Source organism: Pseudomonas sp. S31, assembly GCF_016648105.1.
Classification (GTDB): domain Bacteria; phylum Pseudomonadota; class Gammaproteobacteria; order Pseudomonadales; family Pseudomonadaceae; genus Aquipseudomonas.
In genome coordinates this window covers 92,600-110,375 of record NZ_JACVVE010000020.1, presented here as the reverse complement: position 1 = coordinate 110,375, position 17,776 = coordinate 92,600, and the positions used below count along the sequence as shown (strand labels likewise).

Below are 17,776 nucleotides of genomic sequence, written 5' to 3'. Positions count from 1 at the left end.
GTCCTGCAGCTGGTAGGCCACGCCCAGGTAGCGGCAACGCCCCTCGGCGGCGGGGTCGGTGGGGAGTCGAGCTACAGCAGTTTTCACAGGGGATACCTCTGGGGCAATGAAAAAAGCATATAGCTCCCTAATGATTAGATCCAATATATTGTTCGACCTATTTGAGAGCTTTCACGACTTGTTTGGAGCCGAACATGGAGCTGCGCCACCTGCGTTATTTCATCGCCGTCGCCGAGGAACTGCATTTTGGCCGGGCCGCACAGCAGCTGGGCATCTCCCAGCCGCCGCTGAGCCAGCAGATCCAGGCACTGGAACAGGAGCTCGGCGCACGCCTGTTCGAGCGCACCAACCGACGAGTGGAGTTGAGCGAGGCGGGCCGGCTGTTCCTCGATGAGGCCCGCCAGGTGCTGGCGCAGGTGGAAAAGGCCGCCGATGTGGCGCGCCGGGCACAACTCGGCGAGCTGGGCGAACTGAAGATCGGCTTCACGTCGTCGGCGCCGTTCACTTCGAAGATTCCCAAGGCAATACACGCTTTTCGCCAGCGCTTCCCGGCGGTGCACCTGCACCTCCAGGAGATGAGCAGCCGCGCGGTGGCCGAGGGTGTCTTCGACGAATCCATCGAGGTCGGCTTGATGCGCCCGATGCCGTTACCAGACGGATTGCTGGCCACTGAGCTGTTCCGCGAGCCGCTGGTGGCGGTGGTCAATGCCTCGCATCCACTGGCCGAGGGCAACGAGCAAGGCGTGCACATGGCCGCGCTGGCGCATGAGCCTTTCGTGTTCTTCCCGCGCAGCTACGGCAGTGGCCTGTATGCGCAGTTGCAGAGCCTGGCCCGGCAGGCCGGGTTCAGCCCGCACTTCGCCCAGGAAGCCGGCGAGGCGATGACCATCATCGGCCTGGTTTCGGCGGGGTTGGGGGTGTCGGTGCTGCCCGCGTCGTACCAGCGCATGCGCATCGATGGCGTGGTGTATCGAACCCTGCTCGACGCCGAGGCCGTTTCGGCGGTGTGGCTGGTGCAGCGCGAGCGCGGCGCATCGGCGATGGCCAGGGCCTTCGCCGAGTTGCTAACCGGCCAGTTGAGCGGCTGAGGGGCAGCCGCTCAGCTTGGGGCGTCAGTCGACGCGCGCAAGATCACCCTTGAGCGCTACGCCTGCGATCACCGCACCGGCATGGCACTCGTAGGTAGAAGCATCCTTGCGCTCATTCTTCTTGTAGTAGCTGGCGATGTTGGTCACGGCGTTGGCGTTTGCCTTGTGCGCGGCATCCTGCAGGGTCAGCAGAGCCGATTGCAGTGCCCACTCGCAGGCGGCTTCGTCGCTCTTGTTGAAGGCATTGGTCTTCTTGTTGGTGACAGCATTGGCGCTGATCACCTTGACCTTGCCGCGTGGCTGCACGCCAGCGAGGTAAAACTTCACCGAACCGTCGAGCTTCTTCTCGGCCTGCATCTGCTGCACGACCTTTTCAAATGGCAGGTACAGCGCGGTGTCACGGGCCTGGCTCAAGCCTGGCAGGGCGCACAGCAGCAAAGCGGTAGCTGTGGTAAGGGATTTGATACGCATTGGGTCTTCCTTGGTGTGGTTAAGGGTCGTTCACGGCCAGCGGCGGAAGATCAACGAGGTGTTGACCCCACCAAAGGCGAAGTTGTTGTTCATGACGTATTGATTGTTCATGGTGCGGAACTCGCCCCGCAGGTAATCGAGCTCGCCGCAGCGGGGGTCGATCTGGTCCAGGTTGAGTGTGTGCACGTAGCGGTCGCTGTTCATCATCTCGATGCTGAACCAGGATTCCAGCGCTCCACACGCCCCCAGCGTGTGGCCGAGGAAGCTTTTCTGCGAGCTGATGGGCATGCTTGGGCCGAACAGGCTGTGGGTGGCCAGGGTCTCGGCGATGTCGCCTTGTTCGGTGGCGGTGCCGTGGCCGTTGACGTAGCCGATCGATTGGGGGGGCAGGCCGGCGTCTTCCAAGGCCAGTTCCATGGCCCGGCGCATGGTGACCTGTTCGGGACGGGTGGTGTGCTGGCCGTCGGCATTGCTGCCGAAGCCGACGATCTCGGCGTGGATCTTCGCGCCGCGGGCCAGGGCGTGTTCCAGCTCTTCGAGCACCAGCATGCCGCCACCTTCGCCGATCACCAGGCCATCGCGCCCGCCGTCATAGGGGCGTGGGCTCAGGTGCGGGGTCTCGTTCTTCAGGCTGGTGGCGTACAGCGCGTCGAACACCATCGCTTCGGTCGGGCACAGTTCCTCGGCACCGCCGGCGAGCATCATCGGCAAGCGCCCGTACTTGACCGCCTCGTAGGCGTAGCCGATACCCTGGCTGCCGCTGGTGCAGGCGCTGGAAGTAGGAATCAGCCGTCCGGTGAGGCCGAAGAAGATGCTGATGTTGGCGGCGGTGGTGTGCGGCATCATGCGCACGTAGGAATTGGCATTGAGGCCATCGGCCACCGAGTTGAGCAGCATGTTGCCGAACGCCTTGATCTCGTCGGTGCTGCCGGTGGACGAGCCACACGCCACGCCCATGCGCCCGTCGCGAATGCTCGGGTCGTCGAGCAGGCCGGCGTCGGCCAGGGCACGTTCGGCGGCAGCCACGGCCAGGCGCGAAACCCGGCCCATGCTGCGCAGCTGCTTGCGGGTCCAGTGCCCGGGCACCTTGAAGTCATCGATGGGGCCGGCCAGGCGGGTGTTCAGTTCCTCGAAGCGGTCCCATTCATCCATGCGCCGGATGCCGCTGCGCTGGTTGGCAAAATGCCTGGCGATGGTCGCCCAGTCGCTGCCCAGGGACGTGATGCCGGCCATGCCGGTGACGACGACGCGGCGCATCAGCACAGCCCTCCATTGACTGCCAGCACCTGGCGAGTGATGTACGCCGCCTCCGGCGACATCAGGAAATTCACTGCACCTGCCACCTCTTCTGGGGTACCCATACGCCCGGCCGGGATCATTTTCATCAGTTCCTCCACTGGCACGTGCTCATCGAGCATGGCGGTGTCGATCAGCCCAGGGGCCACGCAGTTGACGGTGATGCGGCGCTTGCCCAGCTCGATCGCCAGGGCCTTGGCGGCGCCGATCAGGCCGGCCTTGGAGGCGCTGTAGTTGACCTGGCCGCGGTTGCCGATCAGCCCCGAAACCGAGGTGATGCAGACGATGCGTCCCGGCGCGCGGCGACGGATCATCGGCATGGTCAGCGGTTGCAGGACGTTGTAGAAGCCATCGAGGTTGGTGCGCAGCACCTGGTCCCAGTCTTCATCGGTGAGCGCCGGGAAGGCGCCGTCGCGGGTCAGCCCGGCGTTGCACACCACGCCGTAATAGGCGCCGAAGCGCTCCACGTCGCTTTCGAGGATGGCTCGGCAGGCGGCACGGTCGCTGATGTCGAACTGCAACACCCGTGCCTGTTGGCCCAGTGCCCGCACTTCCTCGGCCACGGCATCGGCCTCGGCGCGCCCGCTGCGGCAGTGCAGCACCAGGTCGTAGCCGGCTCGTGCCAGGCGCAGAGCGATGGCGCGGCCGATGCCCCGGCTCGAGCCGGTGACCAGAATGGTTTCAGTCATTGGAGGACTCCTCTGGGCCCGGTTCGACCAGGTAGCTGGCCACTTGCGGGGGGCGGTAGACATTCAGGCGGGCGCTGGCATGGATACCGGGCCCGCGCAGATGGCATTCGAACACGCCCATACCGTTGTCGTCTTCGAGCGAACGCAGGGCGTGGATGTGCAGTTCGGCGCCGACGGGAAAGTGTTCGACATCGCACTCGAACTTGCGCGTGCCGAGCAGAAAGCCCAGCTCGACCGCCTCGCCATTGCGCCGGGCGCGGCAGCCGGCATAGGCGGCGACGCTCTGCGCCATCAGCTCGACGCCGAGCCAGGCCGGCAGGCTGCCGTCGGCGCGGTTGAACAGGCCGCCGGGGCGCACGGTGGTACGGGTATGGATCTGCTCATCGTCGCAACGCTCGACCTGGTCGATCAGGATCATGTCGCCGGCGTGGGGCAGCAGCTCGGCCAGGGGCCAGGGGATCATGCGGTGTCTCCGAGAATCAGGCTTACATTGTTGCCGCCGAAGGCGAACGAGTTGCTCATCAAGCGGCGTGGCCGCCGCAGGTCCAGGCGCTGGCTACCGTCCACCAGGGCCAGGGATGGCAGCGCGGGGTCCTGCTGCTGGTCCCACACATGCGGTGGCAGCAGCCCGTGTCGGTTGTGTCCGCTCAGGCTCAGCCAACAGAAGGCCGCCTCCAGCGCCCCGGCGGCACCTAGCGTATGGCCGGTCAGCGGCTTGCTCGAGGAGCAGGGTAGCGTGGCGCCGAACAAGGTGTGCACGGCGAGGCTTTCCATGGCGTCGTTGTGCGCCGTTGCGGTGCCATGCAGGTTCAGGTAGTCGATCTGCGAGGGCGTAAGGCCGGCATTGTCCAGTGCTTTGCTCATGCACTGCAAGGCGCCCGCACCCGTGGGGTCGGGGGCGGATATGTGGTGGGCATCGGAGCTGGCGCCGGCACCGAGCAAGGCGATGTTGGCACTTTGCGGGTTGCCCTGGCGGGTCATCAGAAACAACGCTGCGGCCTCGCCGATGTTGATGCCGTCACGGTTGGCTGAAAACGGATTGCAGCGCTTTTCGCTGACGGCTTCCAGGGCGCCGAAGCCATTGAGGGTCAGGCCGCACAGGCTGTCGACCCCACCGCACAGCACGGCGTCGCACAGGCCCAGGTCGAGCAGGCGTCGTGCGCTGAGCAGGGCCCGGCCGCTGGAGGTGCAGGCCGTGGAAATCACGTAGGCCGGGCCGCTTAGATGCAGCCAGTCGGCAAGGAAATTGGCCGGTGCACTCAGCTCTTGCTGGGCGTAGCGATAATCTGCGGGAAAATGCCCCGTCTGCAGGTATTGGCCGATGCCCTCGCTGGCTTCGGCGATCCCCGAGGTGCTGGTGCCAAGGATGACTGCGACACGGTGGGCGCCGTACTGGGCGATGGCCTGGCCGATAGCCGGCTCGATCTGCAGGGCGGCAGCGTACAGCAGTTGGTTGTTGCGGCTGTGCTGCTCTGGCAGCGGCAGGGTTGGTAACCTACCTGGGACCGTGCCGACCGGTGGCCGGCGTTCGGGGATCCAGCCCTCGGCGGGCTGCATGCCGGAGCAGTCGCCGGCGAACAGGCGTGCGGCCACCTCGGCCTGGCCTTGGCCGAGGGCGCATACCAGGCCGAGGGCGTTGAGGTAGGCGGTCATGGTGTGTTCTCGCGAGGCAGAGGGTCGACTACATAACGCAGACCCTGACCGAGGTTCAAGTCGAAGGCATCGGCGGCCCGATAGGTGACCTGCCAGCGGTCGTCCAGCCAGCGCCGTTCGTTCTGTTGCTGCGCTTGTGGATAAAGCTGTGGCAGTTGGCCGGGCGGGGTCAGGGCGAACAGCACGGCGGCGAACAGCTCGCGTGCGGCCGGGTTCGGCGGCAACAGGCCGTCAGCCTGCCACTGTTGGCCATCGAGCACTTGCCGGGCCTGGGGGATACCTAACAGGTCGAGCAACGACCAGCGCAGGCGGCCGTGTTCGTCCTGGATCACCAGCAGCCAGTCCTGGCGCTGCCCGGCCTGTTCGCGCTCGATGTGCAGTTGCTGCGGCAGTTGCAGTGCTGGCAGTCGCGTGGGCAGCGGCGGGCGTGCGGCGCAGGCGCCGAGCAGTAGGCACAGGGCGATCGCCAGCAGCTGTTTCATGGTTGCTCCAGGGGCTTGCGCGCCACCACGTTGACCAGTGTCTCTTCACGTTGGCCGACCGGTGGTGGCTTGCGCAGGCCCAGGCGTTCGAGCAGGCCGAAATCCCTGGCGCGGCTCCACCACAGGTAGGGGTACGAAATATTGCTCGGGCCGAACTCGAAGCCTTGTTCACGCAGCATCTGCAGGTAGCCTGCAGCGCTCTTCTGCACGTGCATGGGGTGACGGAAGAACCAGCGGATCACCCAGGTGTCGATGTAGGCCTCGGTAGACTCGGCGAACAGCAGGAAACCACCAGGCTTGAGCACGCGGTAGAACTCGGCCAGGGCTTTTTCCTGCTCCACCAGGTGGTGGAAGGTTTGGTGGCAGAAGACAATGTCGACGCTGGCGTTCGGGTACTGCAGCTGGGCGCAATCACTGCCGCGCAGCTCGACGTCCAGGCCCAGGCGCTCAGCTTCGGCGGCGCTGAGCGTAAGGCTGTGCGGGTCGGCATCGGTGCCCAGCAGCCGCGAAGGTGCGAACACCTGATGCAGATGCTTGAACGACTTGCCTTGGCCGCAGCCTGCATCGAGCAACACCGGTGCCTGGGGTGGTTCACTGCCGAACAACCGGCGCAGGTCGTTGATCGCTACCCGCAGTACATGGTGCTGCCAGATGTGGCTGCTAAGGAAGCGAAAGCCGATGCGGGTTTCCTCGACATAGGTATCGCTGAGGAATGGGCGTTGGCTCATGCTGGCTCCCTTGCACAGAGTTCGGCCAGGGTGCGCAGGCGCCGCTTGGGCTCGGCGACGAATGGGTTACGGGTGTCCCAGGCATAGCCGGCGAGGATCGAGCTGATCATGGCGCGGATCTCTGGCGAACTGCCGGGGTGGTAGATCACGTCCTGGAAGCTGCCGTCGTACCAGCCCTCGACATACACGCGGAAGGTGTCGACCCCGCGCTTGAGCGGCTCGGCGAATTCGCGCTGCCAGTCCACTGTCTCGCCCTGCAGTTGGCGGTGCAGCAGGCCGGCGGCCATGCTCGCCGAACGCATGGCGATGGTCACGCCGGAGGAAAATACCGGGTCGAGGAACTCGGCGGCATTGCCGAGCAGCGCATAACCCTTGCCATGTAGCGCCTTGACGTTGGCCGAGTAGCCTCCGATGCTGCGTGCGGGGGTGTCCCATACGGCGTTGGCCAGCACCTTGGCCAAGCTCGGGGTCTGCGCCACGAAGTGTTCGAGGCAGGCATCCAGGTCCTTGGGCGCGGTGGCGAAACGTTCGGCGGCGGCGACCACGCCCAGCGAGGTACGGCCATCGCTGAACGGAATGGTCCAGAACCAGATATCGCGGTGTTCGGGGTGGGTGGTGATGAGGATCTTGTCACGGTCGAAGCCAGGGTGGTCGATGCGATCCTCGATGTGGGTGAACACCGCCTGGCGGACCGGGAAGTCCGAGGGCGCCTCCAGATCGAGCAAGCGCGGCAGCACACGGCCGTAGCCACTGGCGTCGAGCACGAACTGCGCCTGCACGTCATATTCGCTGCCGTCCGGGCGGCGTGCACGCACGCGTGGCTGGTCGCCCATCATGTCGGCACTGACGATCTCGTGCTCGTAGCGGATCTCCACACCCTGGGCCTCGGCCTGGTCGGCCAGCAGCTTGTCGAAGCGTGCGCGCTGCACCTGGAAGGTGCTTGGCTTGCCTTGGTTGAATGTCTGGCCGAAGTCGAAGTCGGTGTACGCCTCGCCCCAAGCGAAAGCCGCGCCGTTCTTGTACTGGAAGCCTGCAGCCTGCAAGGCCTCGAGCATGCCTGCTTCTTCCACGAAGTCGATGCAGTGGGCCAGCAGGCTTTCGCCGATGGAAAAACGTGGGAAGCGCTGGCGTTCGATGACCAGCACATCATGGCCTTGGCGCTTGAGCAGCGCGGCTGCGATGGCGCCGGACGGCCCGGCACCGATCACCAGTACCTGGCGTTGTTGCAGTTCAAGGTTCGGCATAAGGGCTCCTTGCCATGGAAACGGATTTCAGGGGAAGACGGTGCAGGCCAGCCAGCGCCGGCATCAGGGTGGCGACCAGGCTCATCAGCATCAGAGCGAAGTAAAGCGCCGGGCTGATCAACTGCTGCGACAGCAGCAGGTTGAGGAAAACGATTTCGCTCAGGCCGCGGATGTTCAGCAGCAGGCTTTCGCGCCATTTACTGGCGCCAGGGAACGACGCTGCGGCCCAGCTCAGGCCGAGCCAGTTGCCAAGCAGCTTGCTGGCGATCGGCAGCACCAGCACGGCAGCCAACTGCCAGGCGTCGAAACCGCTCAGGGCATGCCGCACATCGATTTGCACCACGCCATAGGTGAGCACCAGCGGTATCGCCAGGGCCTGCTGCAGTTGGCGGTTGCGTGCCTCGGGCAATGGCAGGCATACCGGTACCTTGAGCCAGGCCAGGCAGCCCAGGTAACCGATACCCAGGAGCAGGGCATTGAGTTTGTAGTGCTCTGCGACGAATAGCAGTACCAGCAACAGCAGGCCATAGGCCTTCGGCGCGCGCAGGCCGAGCGACTTCAACGGCAGCGGCGATAGCGCTAACAGCAGTGGCCAGGCCAGGCTGCCCGGTTGCAGGCTGCCCTGGCCCAGGCTGAGCAGCAACCAGCAGAGCAGGTCGATGAGGATGGCTGCCTGCAACAGGCGCCGGCCCGCGGCGGCGGGGTAGTCGATGGCGCGCAAGTACAGGTACAACACCGGGACCGCAGTGATGGCGAACACCAGGCCCAAGGCCAGGGCGGTGATACCTTCCTGGTCGAGAAGCCACACTGCGCACGCCAGGCCGCAGGCGAACGGCAGCGAAAAGCTCGGGATGGCCAGCTTAAGCGCCTCGCGATCCGGCCGCAGCGCCATCACCTCGGTGAGGATGTGCCCCAGCAGCAGGGCGAAGCTGCAACCGTACAAGGCCTTGACCCAGGCCGGGGCGACCAGCGCGGCGCCGTCAAGGTGCCAGTGCGGTTCGACCCACAGCAGCATGAGCAGTGGCAGTACCAGGGCCGCCAGCAGCAGCTGGCTGACGATCGGAATCAGCCCCAGGCGCCTGCCCAGCGCACTGGCTAGCGTGAACAACGGCAGGGCCAAAGCCCAGAAAAGAACGAGGGTCATGGGTAAGTTCGCGTTCCATCGCGGGGGGCGGCCCAGGGCGCCAGGAGAAAGCTGAAGGCCAGGCCGAGGCTGACGGCCAGGCCAAAGTTGCTCACGGCCGGCGTGCTCGACAGGGCCAGCAGGCCGAACGACAGCCAGGTGGTGAGCGCTGCCAGCAGGGTGCCCAGCAGGCTCACGGCGGCGCCGCCGATGCGTTCATGCATGAGGATCGCGTAATCGACGCTGATGGCGGTTACCAGCAGCAGGCCGAACAGGCTGAACAACGTCAGCGGCTGGCCCAGCCAGCCCAGGCTGGCCAGGCTGCACATGGCCGCCAACAGAGGCAAGGCGACGATGCGCAATGACCCACGCAGGCCGAAAGGTAGCATCAGCAGCACCAGGATCAGCACGCACGACAGCAGCTTGAGCTCTGCCGCGCTCACCTGGGTGGCGGCGAACGATCGATTCAACTCACCGAGACGGTCGACCAACTGCACGCCTTCCAGACCGTCGGCCTGCAGGCGCAGCAGCGCGCTGTCGCCTAACCCTTGCAAGCTGACGATGGCGGCTACGCCCACGCCATCGCGGCCCAGCCACAAGGGCCGCCAGGCTTCGCCCAACGGGCCGGCCAGGACCTGCTCGATGGATTGTTCCGGCAGCTGGCGCAACCGTTCGATTTCAGCGGCCAGCGCTGCCTCGGGCACGCCCAGTGCCAGCAGCGGCTGCCAGTGCGCGGGCAGGGCGGCCAGGGCGTGGCGAGCCTGGGCTTGCTCGGCTGGGCTGGCGATTATCTGATCGAGGCTCATGAAACCCTTGAGCTTGCCCAGTTCGACCAGTTCATCGAGCTTGCCGTCCAGTGCCTGCAAGCGCCTGAGCAGTTGCTGCTGGTCGGCCGCGCGTACCAGGTAGAACTGGCTGGTCGGTTGATAGCCCGTGATGCGTGCCACGGCCTGGGCTTCTTCGAGCAGGTGTGGCGGCGTACCGACCCACTGGCGGATCTCGTTGCGTGTCTGCAGATGCCACAGGCCGGTGGCGCAAAACACCAGCATCAGGGCCAGCAAGGCACTGCTGGGCACCTTGTCGAGCAGGCGCTCGCGCCAGGTGGTCAGGGTTTCGGCAAGCTGCAGCGGCCAGCGTGCCGGTTGCAGTTCGACCTTGGCGAGCAGCGCCGGCAGCATGCATACCGCGCTCAGATACGCGCCGGCAAGGCCGGCGGCGGAGAATGCGGCGATCTGGGTCAGCGCGGGGAACGGTGTGAAGGACAGGGCCAGGTAGCCGATGCAACTGGTCGCCAGGCTCAGGCTCATGCCTGGAAGGGTCAGACGAACCGCTGGCCAACTGCGCCAGGGCACGAGACTCCAACTCTTGGACAAGTAATGCAGCGGGTAGTCGACCGCCACGCCGATCAGGCTGGAGCCGAGCACCAGGGTCATCACATGCATCTGGCCGAACAACGCCACGCATACCACCGACCCGAACAGCATGCCCACCAGCACTGGGACGAACGCCAACAGTACCCGCCAGCGGCGGAAGGCCAGTAGCAACATCAGCAGGATACCCAGCGTAGCCCCGCCACCGACCCAGGTGATTTCCCGGCTGGCCTGCTGCTGACCCGCGGCGGCGTACAGCAGGCCGCTTGCCGCCAGCAGCCGCCCCCCGACCTGGTCGGCCTGGATGCGGCCATTAGCCAGTAACTCAGCCACCTGCTGGGGTAACTGCAGGTCGAACGCATTGCCCAGGGTGCGGGCGCGCAACAGCACCCACTGCTGGCCATCGGCCTGGGCGATCAACGCGCCGCTGGCGGTGTCCAGTTCGACGTTGGCCGGTTTCGGCTGACTGTTCTGGATGCGCCCGGTCAGGCCCAGCCAATCGTCCTGGCTGGCGACCAGGCTAAAGCCGGCAAACGGGTCGAACAAGCTTTGCACACGCTGCTCGATAAAGGCGTCGGGTTGTTCGAGCAGTTGCTGGCGGTCTTTGGCCGCGAGCATCGCCAGGCGCCCTTGCAGCAGCTGCGCTCGCACGGCTTGCAGGTCGGTCTGCAGGCTCCACTGGACCTTCTCGAACAGCCCGCTGGCTTGCCAGCGGCCCGCCAGGGACGTGGCCAAGGCCAATGCCTGCTGGCGATCGGGGTGGCCGACCAGCACCAGCAGTTCACGATTGAGCGGCTCTTGCATACGCTGTTCGGCCCGCTTGACCAATGGGTCTTGCGTCGCGCCTGGCACCAGGCTCATCAGGTCGGCCGAAAGCGGCGCGCCACGGTGCCACTGCCAGGCGGCGAACGACAGCACGGCCAGCAGCAGGCACAGGAACAGGCGTGGTAACAGGCGTTCAGTCTGCAAAGTCACTGCGCTCCGCATCGCTCAGGGTGGCGGCGCCGCTGCTCGTTGGCATGCGCAGCACGGTGCTGTCGCCCTGGGTCTCACGCAACTCGATGCGCTCGACATAGCGCCCGCCGCTGATGTCGATGCCCGTGAAGATTTGCTTGAGCAGCAGCGAACGGGGTGTCAGGTGCAACTGCCAGTGCCCGGCTTCGCCACTGAGGCTCAGCTCGAAGTCACGCTGCAGGCCGCTGCTGTCGCCTTGCAGCACGGCGAAGAACAGACGGTTCTGCTCTGCCCCGGCGCTGCGGCTGGGCAAGTTCTGCCAACCGCTCGGGTCGCGGCGGGCGATGCCCTGGGCGTCGATACGGTAGTCCTGGGGCAGAGGTGTTTGCAGCAGCCACAGCAGACCGTGGTCGCGGGCCAGCACGAAGCGACCTTTGCTCAGCAAGGGCTGTGGCAGGGCGCGCAGGTGTTTTTCCTGGATGAACGGGCCCTTGACCACTGCCGGCTCGCTCAACTGCTTTTGCAGGTCGTCGAGGTTGAAGGCGAAGGCCAGTGGGCTCGCGATCAGCAGTGCCATGGCCATCAGGGCGCGCTTCATGCCAGCACCTGCTGCACGGCATCGAGCAGTACCTGCGGCGAGGCCAACTGCATCTCGCCGCTTGCGATGTGCACGGCCACCTGTACGCTGCTGGCACGGGTCATGCGTTCACCGGTAGCGGCATCGCTGATCAGGTAGTGGATTTTCAGGCGATTTTCCCATTCCACCAGGCTGGCGCGCACGGTCAGGCGCTGGCCGAACGTAGCACCGCGGATGTAGCGCAGCTGCAGGTCGATCACAGGCCACGCGTAGCCGCTGGCCTGCATCTGCAGGTAGTTGTGAGCCAGGCGGTCGAGCAGCGCGCAACGGGCTACTTCCAGGTACTTGACGTAATGGCCGTGCCAGACGATGTGCATGCTGTCGACATCGAAGAAAGGCACAATGACCTCGCTGTCGACATGGAACACTCCTGGGTTACGCATGCAGCCTCCAATGGCGCTCGCCAATGCGTTGCAGGCACAGGCGCAGGTCGCTTTCCAGGGCGCGGTCTTCGATGACCGGAGCGAAGTCTTCAAGCAGTGCTTCGTGCATGCGCGCCAGCGCCGGGGGCAGGGCATGGGCGTGTGCCTGGCGAGTGCGCAGCCAGACCCCCTGATTGGCTGCCAGCAGGCTGGCCGCGGCGACCTGCTCGGTCAGTTCCAGCACACGCAGGGCATCGCGCGCGGCAATGGTGCCCATGCTGACCTTGTCCTGGTTGTGGCATTCGGTGGAGCGTGAGAACACACTGGCAGGCATCGTCTGCTTGAGGGCTTCAGCGGTCCAGGCACTGGCGCCGATCTGTACGGCCTTGAAGCCGTGGTTGATCATCGCCCGCTCGGTGGGGGCACCGGACAGGTTGCTCGGCAGACCGTGGTTGTAGCGTACGTCAACCAACAGCGCGAGCTGGCGGTCGAGCAGGTCGGCGACGTTGGCCACCAGGGTTTTCAGGCTGTCCATGGCGAAGGCGATATGCCCCCCATAGAAGTGCCCACCGTGCAGCACGCGCTCGGCATCGCCGTCGATGATCGGGTTGTCGTTGGCGCTGTTCAGTTCGGTCTCGATGAAGCCGCGCAGCCAGCCCAGGCTGTCGGCCAGCACGCCCAGCACATGGGGCGCGCAGCGCAGCGAGTAGCGGTCCTGCAGGCGGTGCAGCGCAGGCAGTGGCGCGTCGATGGCCAAGTCCTGGCGCAGCCACGCAGCGACCTGGGTCTGACCGGGGTGCGGCTTGGCGGCGAACAGGCGCTCGTCGAAGTGTTCCGGGTTGCCCTGCAGGCCGATGACGTTGAGCGCGGTGATACGCGTGGCCAGTTGCAGCAGGTAATCGGCGCGGGCATAGGCGAGGCAGGCCAGGCCAGTCATCACAGCGGTGCCGTTCATCAGTGCCAGAGCTTCCTTGGGCCTTAGCACCAGTGGCTGCCAGCCCAGTTCGCGGTGCACCTCGGCACTGCTGCGGCGCTGGCCCTGGTACATCACCTCACGCTCGCCAGACAAGGTCGCGGCGACATAGGACAACGGGGTCAGGTCGCCGCTGGCGCCCACCGAGCCTTCTTCGGGGATCAGCGGCAGGATGTCGTGGGCGAGGAAATCGCGCAGTCTTTCCAGCAGCTCCAGGCGAACGCCGGACACGCCGTGGCTCAGCGACCGCAAGCGTGCGGCTAGCACGGCGCGGGTGGCGCGGGCGTCGAGCAGCTTGCCCAGGCCGCAACCGTGGAAGGTGTACAGGTGTTGCGGCAGTGCTTCGACATGTTCGAGCGGCACTGCCACCACGCAGGAGTCGCCATAGCCGGTGGTCACGCCATAGATGACCCCTTCCTTATCCAGCAAGGTGTCGAGAAAGCGCGCGCCACGGGCGATGCGCTCACGGTAGGCGGGATCATCCTGCAGGCATGCCGAGGTGCGGCGTTCGGCCAGCGCGAGGACATCTTCGATTGCCAGCGGCGATTCGCCGAAGGTGACAGGCTCATGCGGATGCATCGTCATCGGTCTTCCAGAAAGGGTAGAAATTGAACCACTGCAACGGTGCCTGGCTGCAGTAGTGGCCCAGGCGTTCGGCGTAGCGCGTGGCCCATTCGGTGATGACCTGATCGCGCTGGCCGCGGCGCCACTGCAGGCGTTCGGCAAAGGGTTCGAGGGTGACGTGGTAGCGGCCTTGCTGCTTGAGGCAGAACAACAGGTTGAGCCGGCATTCGAGCATGCCTGCCAGCAACCACGGGCCTTGTGGGAAGGCCGCCGGGTGGCCGAGGAAATCCACTTCGACGGTACGTGTACCGTGCAGTGGCACGCGGTCGCCAGCGATCGCCAGCCACTCGCCACGCTCCAGGCGCTCGGACAGTTGCAGCATCACTGCCGGGTCCAGTTCGCTGACCTGGATCAGCCGCAGGTTGGTGGCCCCGGCCTCGCCCAGCAGGCGGTTGAAGCGCTCGGCGTGGCGGGTGTGCACCAGCACGTTCATGGTCACTTGCTCGCCCAGCTCGGCCAGGGCCCGGCACACTTCCAGGTTGCCCAGGTGCGCGCCGACCAGCATCTGCCCGCGCGCGCCGCGCAGTTGCTGGCGTAGACCGGCTGGGTCGTGGATCTCGATGTCTTCGAGGCGCAGCTTGCCGTTCCACACATCGAGCTTGTCCAGCAGCGCGTCGGCGAAGGCCATGAACTGACGGAAAACCTGCCACTGGCTGGGTGCGGGAGTGCGATCGGCATTCCATTGTCGCAGCCGCTGCTGATACTGCCAGGCGCTGCGTCGAGCGCGTCCACCGAACAGGAAGAAGTAGGCGACGATGACATGGATCAGTGGGCTGAGCACACGGCGGCCGAGCAGGCGGACCAAGGTCGCGGTCAGCTTCATCAGCCAGAAACTGCCCCGTTCCTGGTGCTCGGCCCAGTGCGGCGACTGTTCGCTCATGCCCGCCACCTACGCCAGAGGATCAGCGGCGCTCGTAGCAACATGCCGAAGAACAGCTTGGCGTGCATTTTCGAGATCAGTGCGTTGTCGTGGAACAGACGAAAATGCGACAGGCCGTCCTGCGGGTAGTGCACGCGGGTCGGCAACCAGCGCATCGGCTGGTTACGCCAGGCCAGGCGCACGAGGATTTCCGGATCGAAGTCCATGCGTTTGCCCAACTGGACGCTGTCGATCATGGCCAGGGTGGCGGGCAGCGGGTAGACGCGGAAGCCGCACATGGAGTCGGGGATCTGCAGCGACAGGCTGTTGATCCACACCCACACGTGCGTCAGGTAACGGGCGTAGAGGCGGCCCTTGGGCACGCTGGCATCGTATTGTGGATAACCGCATACCAATGCTTGTGGGCACGCTTGCGATTGTTCGAGGAAGCGGCTGACGTCGGCAAGGTCGTGCTGGCCGTCGGCATCGACCTGCAGGGCATGGCTGAAGCCTAGCCGCGCCGCTTCGCGCAGGCCGGCCATGACCGCGCCGCCCTTGCCCTGGTTGACCGCCAGGGTCATCAGGTACACGTCAGGCTGTTCGGCCAACTGCCTCAGTACCAGGGCACAAGGTGCGTGGCTGGCATCATCGACCAGCACGCAGGGCAGGCCCGCGCGCAGCAGGTCGGCGACCACGCTCGGCACGGCCTGCTCATGGTTGTACACCGGGATCACCGCGCAGGGCTTATGCACAGGCGGCCTCCAGCAGGATGCGGCCACTGGAGCACGGCTGCCCGGCACAGGTGAAGGCGAAGTACAGCTTGCCCCGTTCGTGGTCCAGGCGCAGGGCCAACGCCAGTTCGTCGCCTGGGCGCACCAATTGCTGGAACTTGAGCACTTCCATGCCGGCGAAACGGCGTTCGACTTGCAACAGGTCGCTGGCCAGCGCGATGGCCCAGTCGATCTGCACCACGCCAGGCAGTACCGGGGTCTGCGGAAAGTGCCCAGGGAAGCAGGCCAGGTCCAGCGGTACCGCCAGGCGCAAGTGTAGCTCTTCGCCTTCGCGGCGGCGCTCCAGCACTTCGGGGGCCATGTTGCGCTGGGCCAGCAGCAACCTTTGCAACGTGGCCTGAGGCAGCTTGCCCTGGGTGTTCAGCGGCAGTTGCCGGAGCAGCCGCCAGCGGCGCGGCAGGGCCAAGGTTTCGCAGTGCCCGGCCAGGTGTGTGCGCAACGCCTCGACCAGCGCCCGGCGACCTTGGTTACGCAGTGCATGCAGGCCCGCTGGGGTCGGCACCAGCACGGCGCCAAGGTAGGCGCGGCCTTCCTCGATCATGCCCAGACGGGCCTCGGCGACCCAAGGGTGGCTGCACAAGGCTTGCTCCAGCATGGGCAAGGAGATGCGCTTTTCTTCCAGTTTGACGATTCGGTCAAGGCGCCCCAGCAGGCGAAAACGCCCATTCTCGGCGAACTCGGCGGCATCTGCGCTCTGCTCGACATGCCCGGCGGGCAGGTAGCTCGAGGCAATGCGCAGGGCGCCGTGCTCATCCTGGCTCAGGTGCACGTCGGCGAACGGTTGCCACAAGGCTTCGCCCTGACGCCAGGCGATGCCGCCGGTCTCCGAGCTGCCAAGGATCTCCGTCGGCCACTGGCCCAGGCATTGCTGCAAGCGTTCGGCTGCCAGCGCTGGCAGTTCGCCGCCGGATGAGAACACCTGGCGCACCTGGCGCAGCGCCGGCCAGTCGAGGTTGTCGCCCATGCGCTTGAGCAGCGCCGGGCTGGCGACCCAGGCGAAGCTCGGGTGCTCACGGCTGGCCCGCTGCAGGTCTTCCGGGAATGGCAGTTGGCGCCGCTCGAAGCCACGCCCGGCACACAGTGGCCAGAGTACGCGGAACAATAGCCCGTAGATATGCTGGGTGGCGACGCTGCCGATGATCCAGGCATCACCCAGGGTGCTGCCCCACAGCCGTTCGAGCGCCGTCACTTCGTTGGCCAACTGGCGCAGTTGCTTGTCGATACGCTTGGGCTCGCCACTGGAGCCCGAGGTGCACAGGCTGATCCGGCACTGCTCCAGGTCCAGGTCGCCGGCAGGTAGCGCTGGGCCTGGCAAGTCGCTCGGCATCAAGTCGCCGGGCTGGTCGCTGAGCCACAGGTCCACCTCGGCGTTCCAGCGCTCGCGGGTGGCCGGCTGCAGGTCGGCCGGGAGCAGCACCTGGACACCTGCACGCCAGGCGCCGAGCAGGGCCACGGCCAGTTGCGCGGCATCGTCAAGGTGCACGGCCAGGCGCGAGACACCCCGCTGGCGCAGGCCGCCGGCCAGCTGCAGAGCCTGCTGGCAGAGCCGGGCATGGTCCAGTTCTGGCGCTTGGGTCACCTGGCGCGGCGCGTCCAGCGGGCGCAGCAGGTGTTCGAGGTTGATCCAGTTCATGAGCGTCCTCGCACACGTTGTCTTATCAGCCATTCGATGACGAACAGCAGGCCCATCGCGGCATAGGCGATCACGCCGTTGTACAGGGTCCACCAGCTCAGCGGCGCCCACAGCGTCAGGCTTGCGGCGATCAGGCCGTTGACCAGGAAGAACAAGCTCCAAGCCTGGGTGACCTGGCGCGTGTAGTGCACGGCCTTGGGCGGCAATTCTGGCTCGCGCAGGCGAGCCAGGCGCTCAGCCATCGGCATGCCGTGCAGCAGGCTGGCACCGAACAAGGCCAGCATGAACAGGCTGATCAATACCGGGTACCATCGCAGCAGCTGCGCGCTGTCGGACAGCCCCAGCAGGGCGCAGAACGCCAACGCAGCCAGCGCCATCCAAAGGCCGCCGGGACGACGTGGGGCGCTCAGGGCACGGCCTAGCCACAAAGCGCCGAGCAGCAGGCCGAATTGCCAGGGGGCGAAGTGGGCCATGCCGAAATGCACCGCAAAGGGGTACAGCAGGCCGGCCAGTAGCAGGCCGACGCCGATCAGGCGTTTCATGCCGCGGGGTTTACCAGGCGCAATACCGCCTCGACCACGTCATTGACGGTGCGCACCGACTTGAAGTCGTCGGCGGCGATCTTCTTGCCAGTCTGGCGCTTGATGTGGTCGATCAGGTCGACAGCATCGATGCTATCGATTTCCAGGTCCTGGTACAGGTTCGATTCCAGGCTGATGCTGCTCGGCTCCAGTTCGAACAGTTCGACCAGGGCGTCGCGCAGGATGTTGAAGATGTCTTCGCGGGTTTGCATGGTACG

General features: G+C 65.8%; 19 protein-coding genes. 1 reads left to right on the top strand and 18 read right to left on the bottom strand.

The features are described 5' to 3' along the window. Window positions 1-194 precede the first annotated feature (194 nt). Window positions 195-1,088, top strand: a complete 894-nt coding sequence (locus IAE37_RS16250; protein WP_201175168.1) for a LysR family transcriptional regulator — start codon at window positions 195-197, stop codon at window positions 1,086-1,088. A 24-nt stretch (window positions 1,089-1,112) separates the two neighbouring features. Here IAE37_RS16250 and IAE37_RS16245 read toward each other — a convergent pair whose 3' ends face one another. The 18 genes from IAE37_RS16245 to IAE37_RS16160 are packed head-to-tail and all read right to left on the bottom strand — an operon-like array spanning window position 1,113 to window position 17,770. Then, the gene (locus tag IAE37_RS16245; RefSeq protein WP_201175166.1) at window positions 1,113-1,559 is read right to left on the bottom strand and encodes an excinuclease; all 447 of its coding nucleotides are present in this window, start codon (window positions 1,557-1,559) and stop codon (window positions 1,113-1,115) included. 30 nt (window positions 1,560-1,589) lie between these two features. Beyond that, on the bottom strand, window positions 1,590-2,816 hold the full coding sequence (locus tag IAE37_RS16240) for a beta-ketoacyl-ACP synthase (RefSeq protein ID WP_201175164.1): 1,227 nt from the start codon (window positions 2,814-2,816) through the stop codon (window positions 1,590-1,592). Beyond that, window positions 2,816-3,544, bottom strand: coding sequence for a 3-oxoacyl-ACP reductase FabG (gene fabG, locus IAE37_RS16235; RefSeq protein WP_201175162.1), 729 nt, complete (start codon window positions 3,542-3,544; stop codon window positions 2,816-2,818). The genes IAE37_RS16240 and fabG overlap by 1 nt, the downstream gene beginning before the upstream one ends. Next, window positions 3,537-4,007: a hotdog family protein gene (locus IAE37_RS16230; protein WP_201175160.1), complete on the bottom strand. Its 471-nt coding sequence runs from the start codon at window positions 4,005-4,007 to the stop codon at window positions 3,537-3,539. Before IAE37_RS16230 ends, fabG begins: the two co-directional genes overlap by 8 nt. Further along, window positions 4,004-5,197, bottom strand: a complete 1,194-nt coding sequence (locus IAE37_RS16225) for a beta-ketoacyl-[acyl-carrier-protein] synthase family protein (RefSeq protein WP_201175159.1) — start codon at window positions 5,195-5,197, stop codon at window positions 4,004-4,006. Before IAE37_RS16225 ends, IAE37_RS16230 begins: the two co-directional genes overlap by 4 nt. Further along, the gene (locus IAE37_RS16220) at window positions 5,194-5,679 is read right to left on the bottom strand and encodes a hypothetical protein (protein WP_201175158.1); all 486 of its coding nucleotides are present in this window, start codon (window positions 5,677-5,679) and stop codon (window positions 5,194-5,196) included. Before IAE37_RS16220 ends, IAE37_RS16225 begins: the two co-directional genes overlap by 4 nt. Next, window positions 5,676-6,407: a class I SAM-dependent methyltransferase gene (locus IAE37_RS16215; RefSeq protein WP_201175157.1), complete on the bottom strand. Its 732-nt coding sequence runs from the start codon at window positions 6,405-6,407 to the stop codon at window positions 5,676-5,678. The genes IAE37_RS16220 and IAE37_RS16215 overlap by 4 nt, the downstream gene beginning before the upstream one ends. Further along, window positions 6,404-7,651: an NAD(P)/FAD-dependent oxidoreductase gene (locus tag IAE37_RS16210; RefSeq protein ID WP_201175156.1), complete on the bottom strand. Its 1,248-nt coding sequence runs from the start codon at window positions 7,649-7,651 to the stop codon at window positions 6,404-6,406. Before IAE37_RS16210 ends, IAE37_RS16215 begins: the two co-directional genes overlap by 4 nt. Beyond that, window positions 7,638-8,795, bottom strand: a complete 1,158-nt coding sequence (locus tag IAE37_RS16205; RefSeq protein WP_201175155.1) for a sodium:proton antiporter — start codon at window positions 8,793-8,795, stop codon at window positions 7,638-7,640. Before IAE37_RS16205 ends, IAE37_RS16210 begins: the two co-directional genes overlap by 14 nt. Continuing rightward, entirely contained in the window at window positions 8,792-11,113 is a 2,322-nt protein-coding gene (locus IAE37_RS16200) for an MMPL family transporter (protein ID WP_201175182.1), read from the bottom strand. The genes IAE37_RS16205 and IAE37_RS16200 overlap by 4 nt, the downstream gene beginning before the upstream one ends. Beyond that, a complete protein-coding gene (locus tag IAE37_RS16195) occupies window positions 11,103-11,696 on the bottom strand; it encodes an outer membrane lipoprotein carrier protein LolA (protein WP_201175154.1) in 594 nt (197 codons plus the stop codon). The genes IAE37_RS16200 and IAE37_RS16195 overlap by 11 nt, the downstream gene beginning before the upstream one ends. Next, on the bottom strand, window positions 11,693-12,118 hold the full coding sequence (locus tag IAE37_RS16190; protein ID WP_201175152.1) for an acyl-CoA thioesterase: 426 nt from the start codon (window positions 12,116-12,118) through the stop codon (window positions 11,693-11,695). The genes IAE37_RS16195 and IAE37_RS16190 overlap by 4 nt, the downstream gene beginning before the upstream one ends. Beyond that, on the bottom strand, window positions 12,111-13,655 hold the full coding sequence (locus IAE37_RS16185; RefSeq protein ID WP_201175150.1) for an HAL/PAL/TAL family ammonia-lyase: 1,545 nt from the start codon (window positions 13,653-13,655) through the stop codon (window positions 12,111-12,113). The genes IAE37_RS16190 and IAE37_RS16185 overlap by 8 nt, the downstream gene beginning before the upstream one ends. Next, entirely contained in the window at window positions 13,636-14,574 is a 939-nt protein-coding gene (locus tag IAE37_RS16180) for an LpxL/LpxP family acyltransferase (protein WP_201175148.1), read from the bottom strand. The genes IAE37_RS16185 and IAE37_RS16180 overlap by 20 nt, the downstream gene beginning before the upstream one ends. After that, window positions 14,571-15,305 carry a glycosyltransferase family 2 protein gene (locus IAE37_RS16175; RefSeq protein WP_201175147.1) on the bottom strand — a complete coding sequence of 245 codons (735 nt, stop codon included), beginning with the start codon at window positions 15,303-15,305 and terminating at the stop codon, window positions 14,571-14,573. Before IAE37_RS16175 ends, IAE37_RS16180 begins: the two co-directional genes overlap by 4 nt. Beyond that, window positions 15,298-16,977 (bottom strand): ApeI family dehydratase, encoded by a 1,680-nt coding sequence (locus tag IAE37_RS16170; protein WP_201175146.1) that lies wholly within the window; start codon window positions 16,975-16,977, stop codon window positions 15,298-15,300. The genes IAE37_RS16175 and IAE37_RS16170 overlap by 8 nt, the downstream gene beginning before the upstream one ends. Continuing rightward, window positions 16,974-17,519, bottom strand: a complete 546-nt coding sequence (locus tag IAE37_RS16165; protein ID WP_201175145.1) for a hypothetical protein — start codon at window positions 17,517-17,519, stop codon at window positions 16,974-16,976. The genes IAE37_RS16170 and IAE37_RS16165 overlap by 4 nt, the downstream gene beginning before the upstream one ends. After that, window positions 17,516-17,770 (bottom strand): acyl carrier protein, encoded by a 255-nt coding sequence (locus tag IAE37_RS16160; RefSeq protein ID WP_201175144.1) that lies wholly within the window; start codon window positions 17,768-17,770, stop codon window positions 17,516-17,518. The genes IAE37_RS16165 and IAE37_RS16160 overlap by 4 nt, the downstream gene beginning before the upstream one ends. Window positions 17,771-17,776 lie beyond the last annotated feature (6 nt).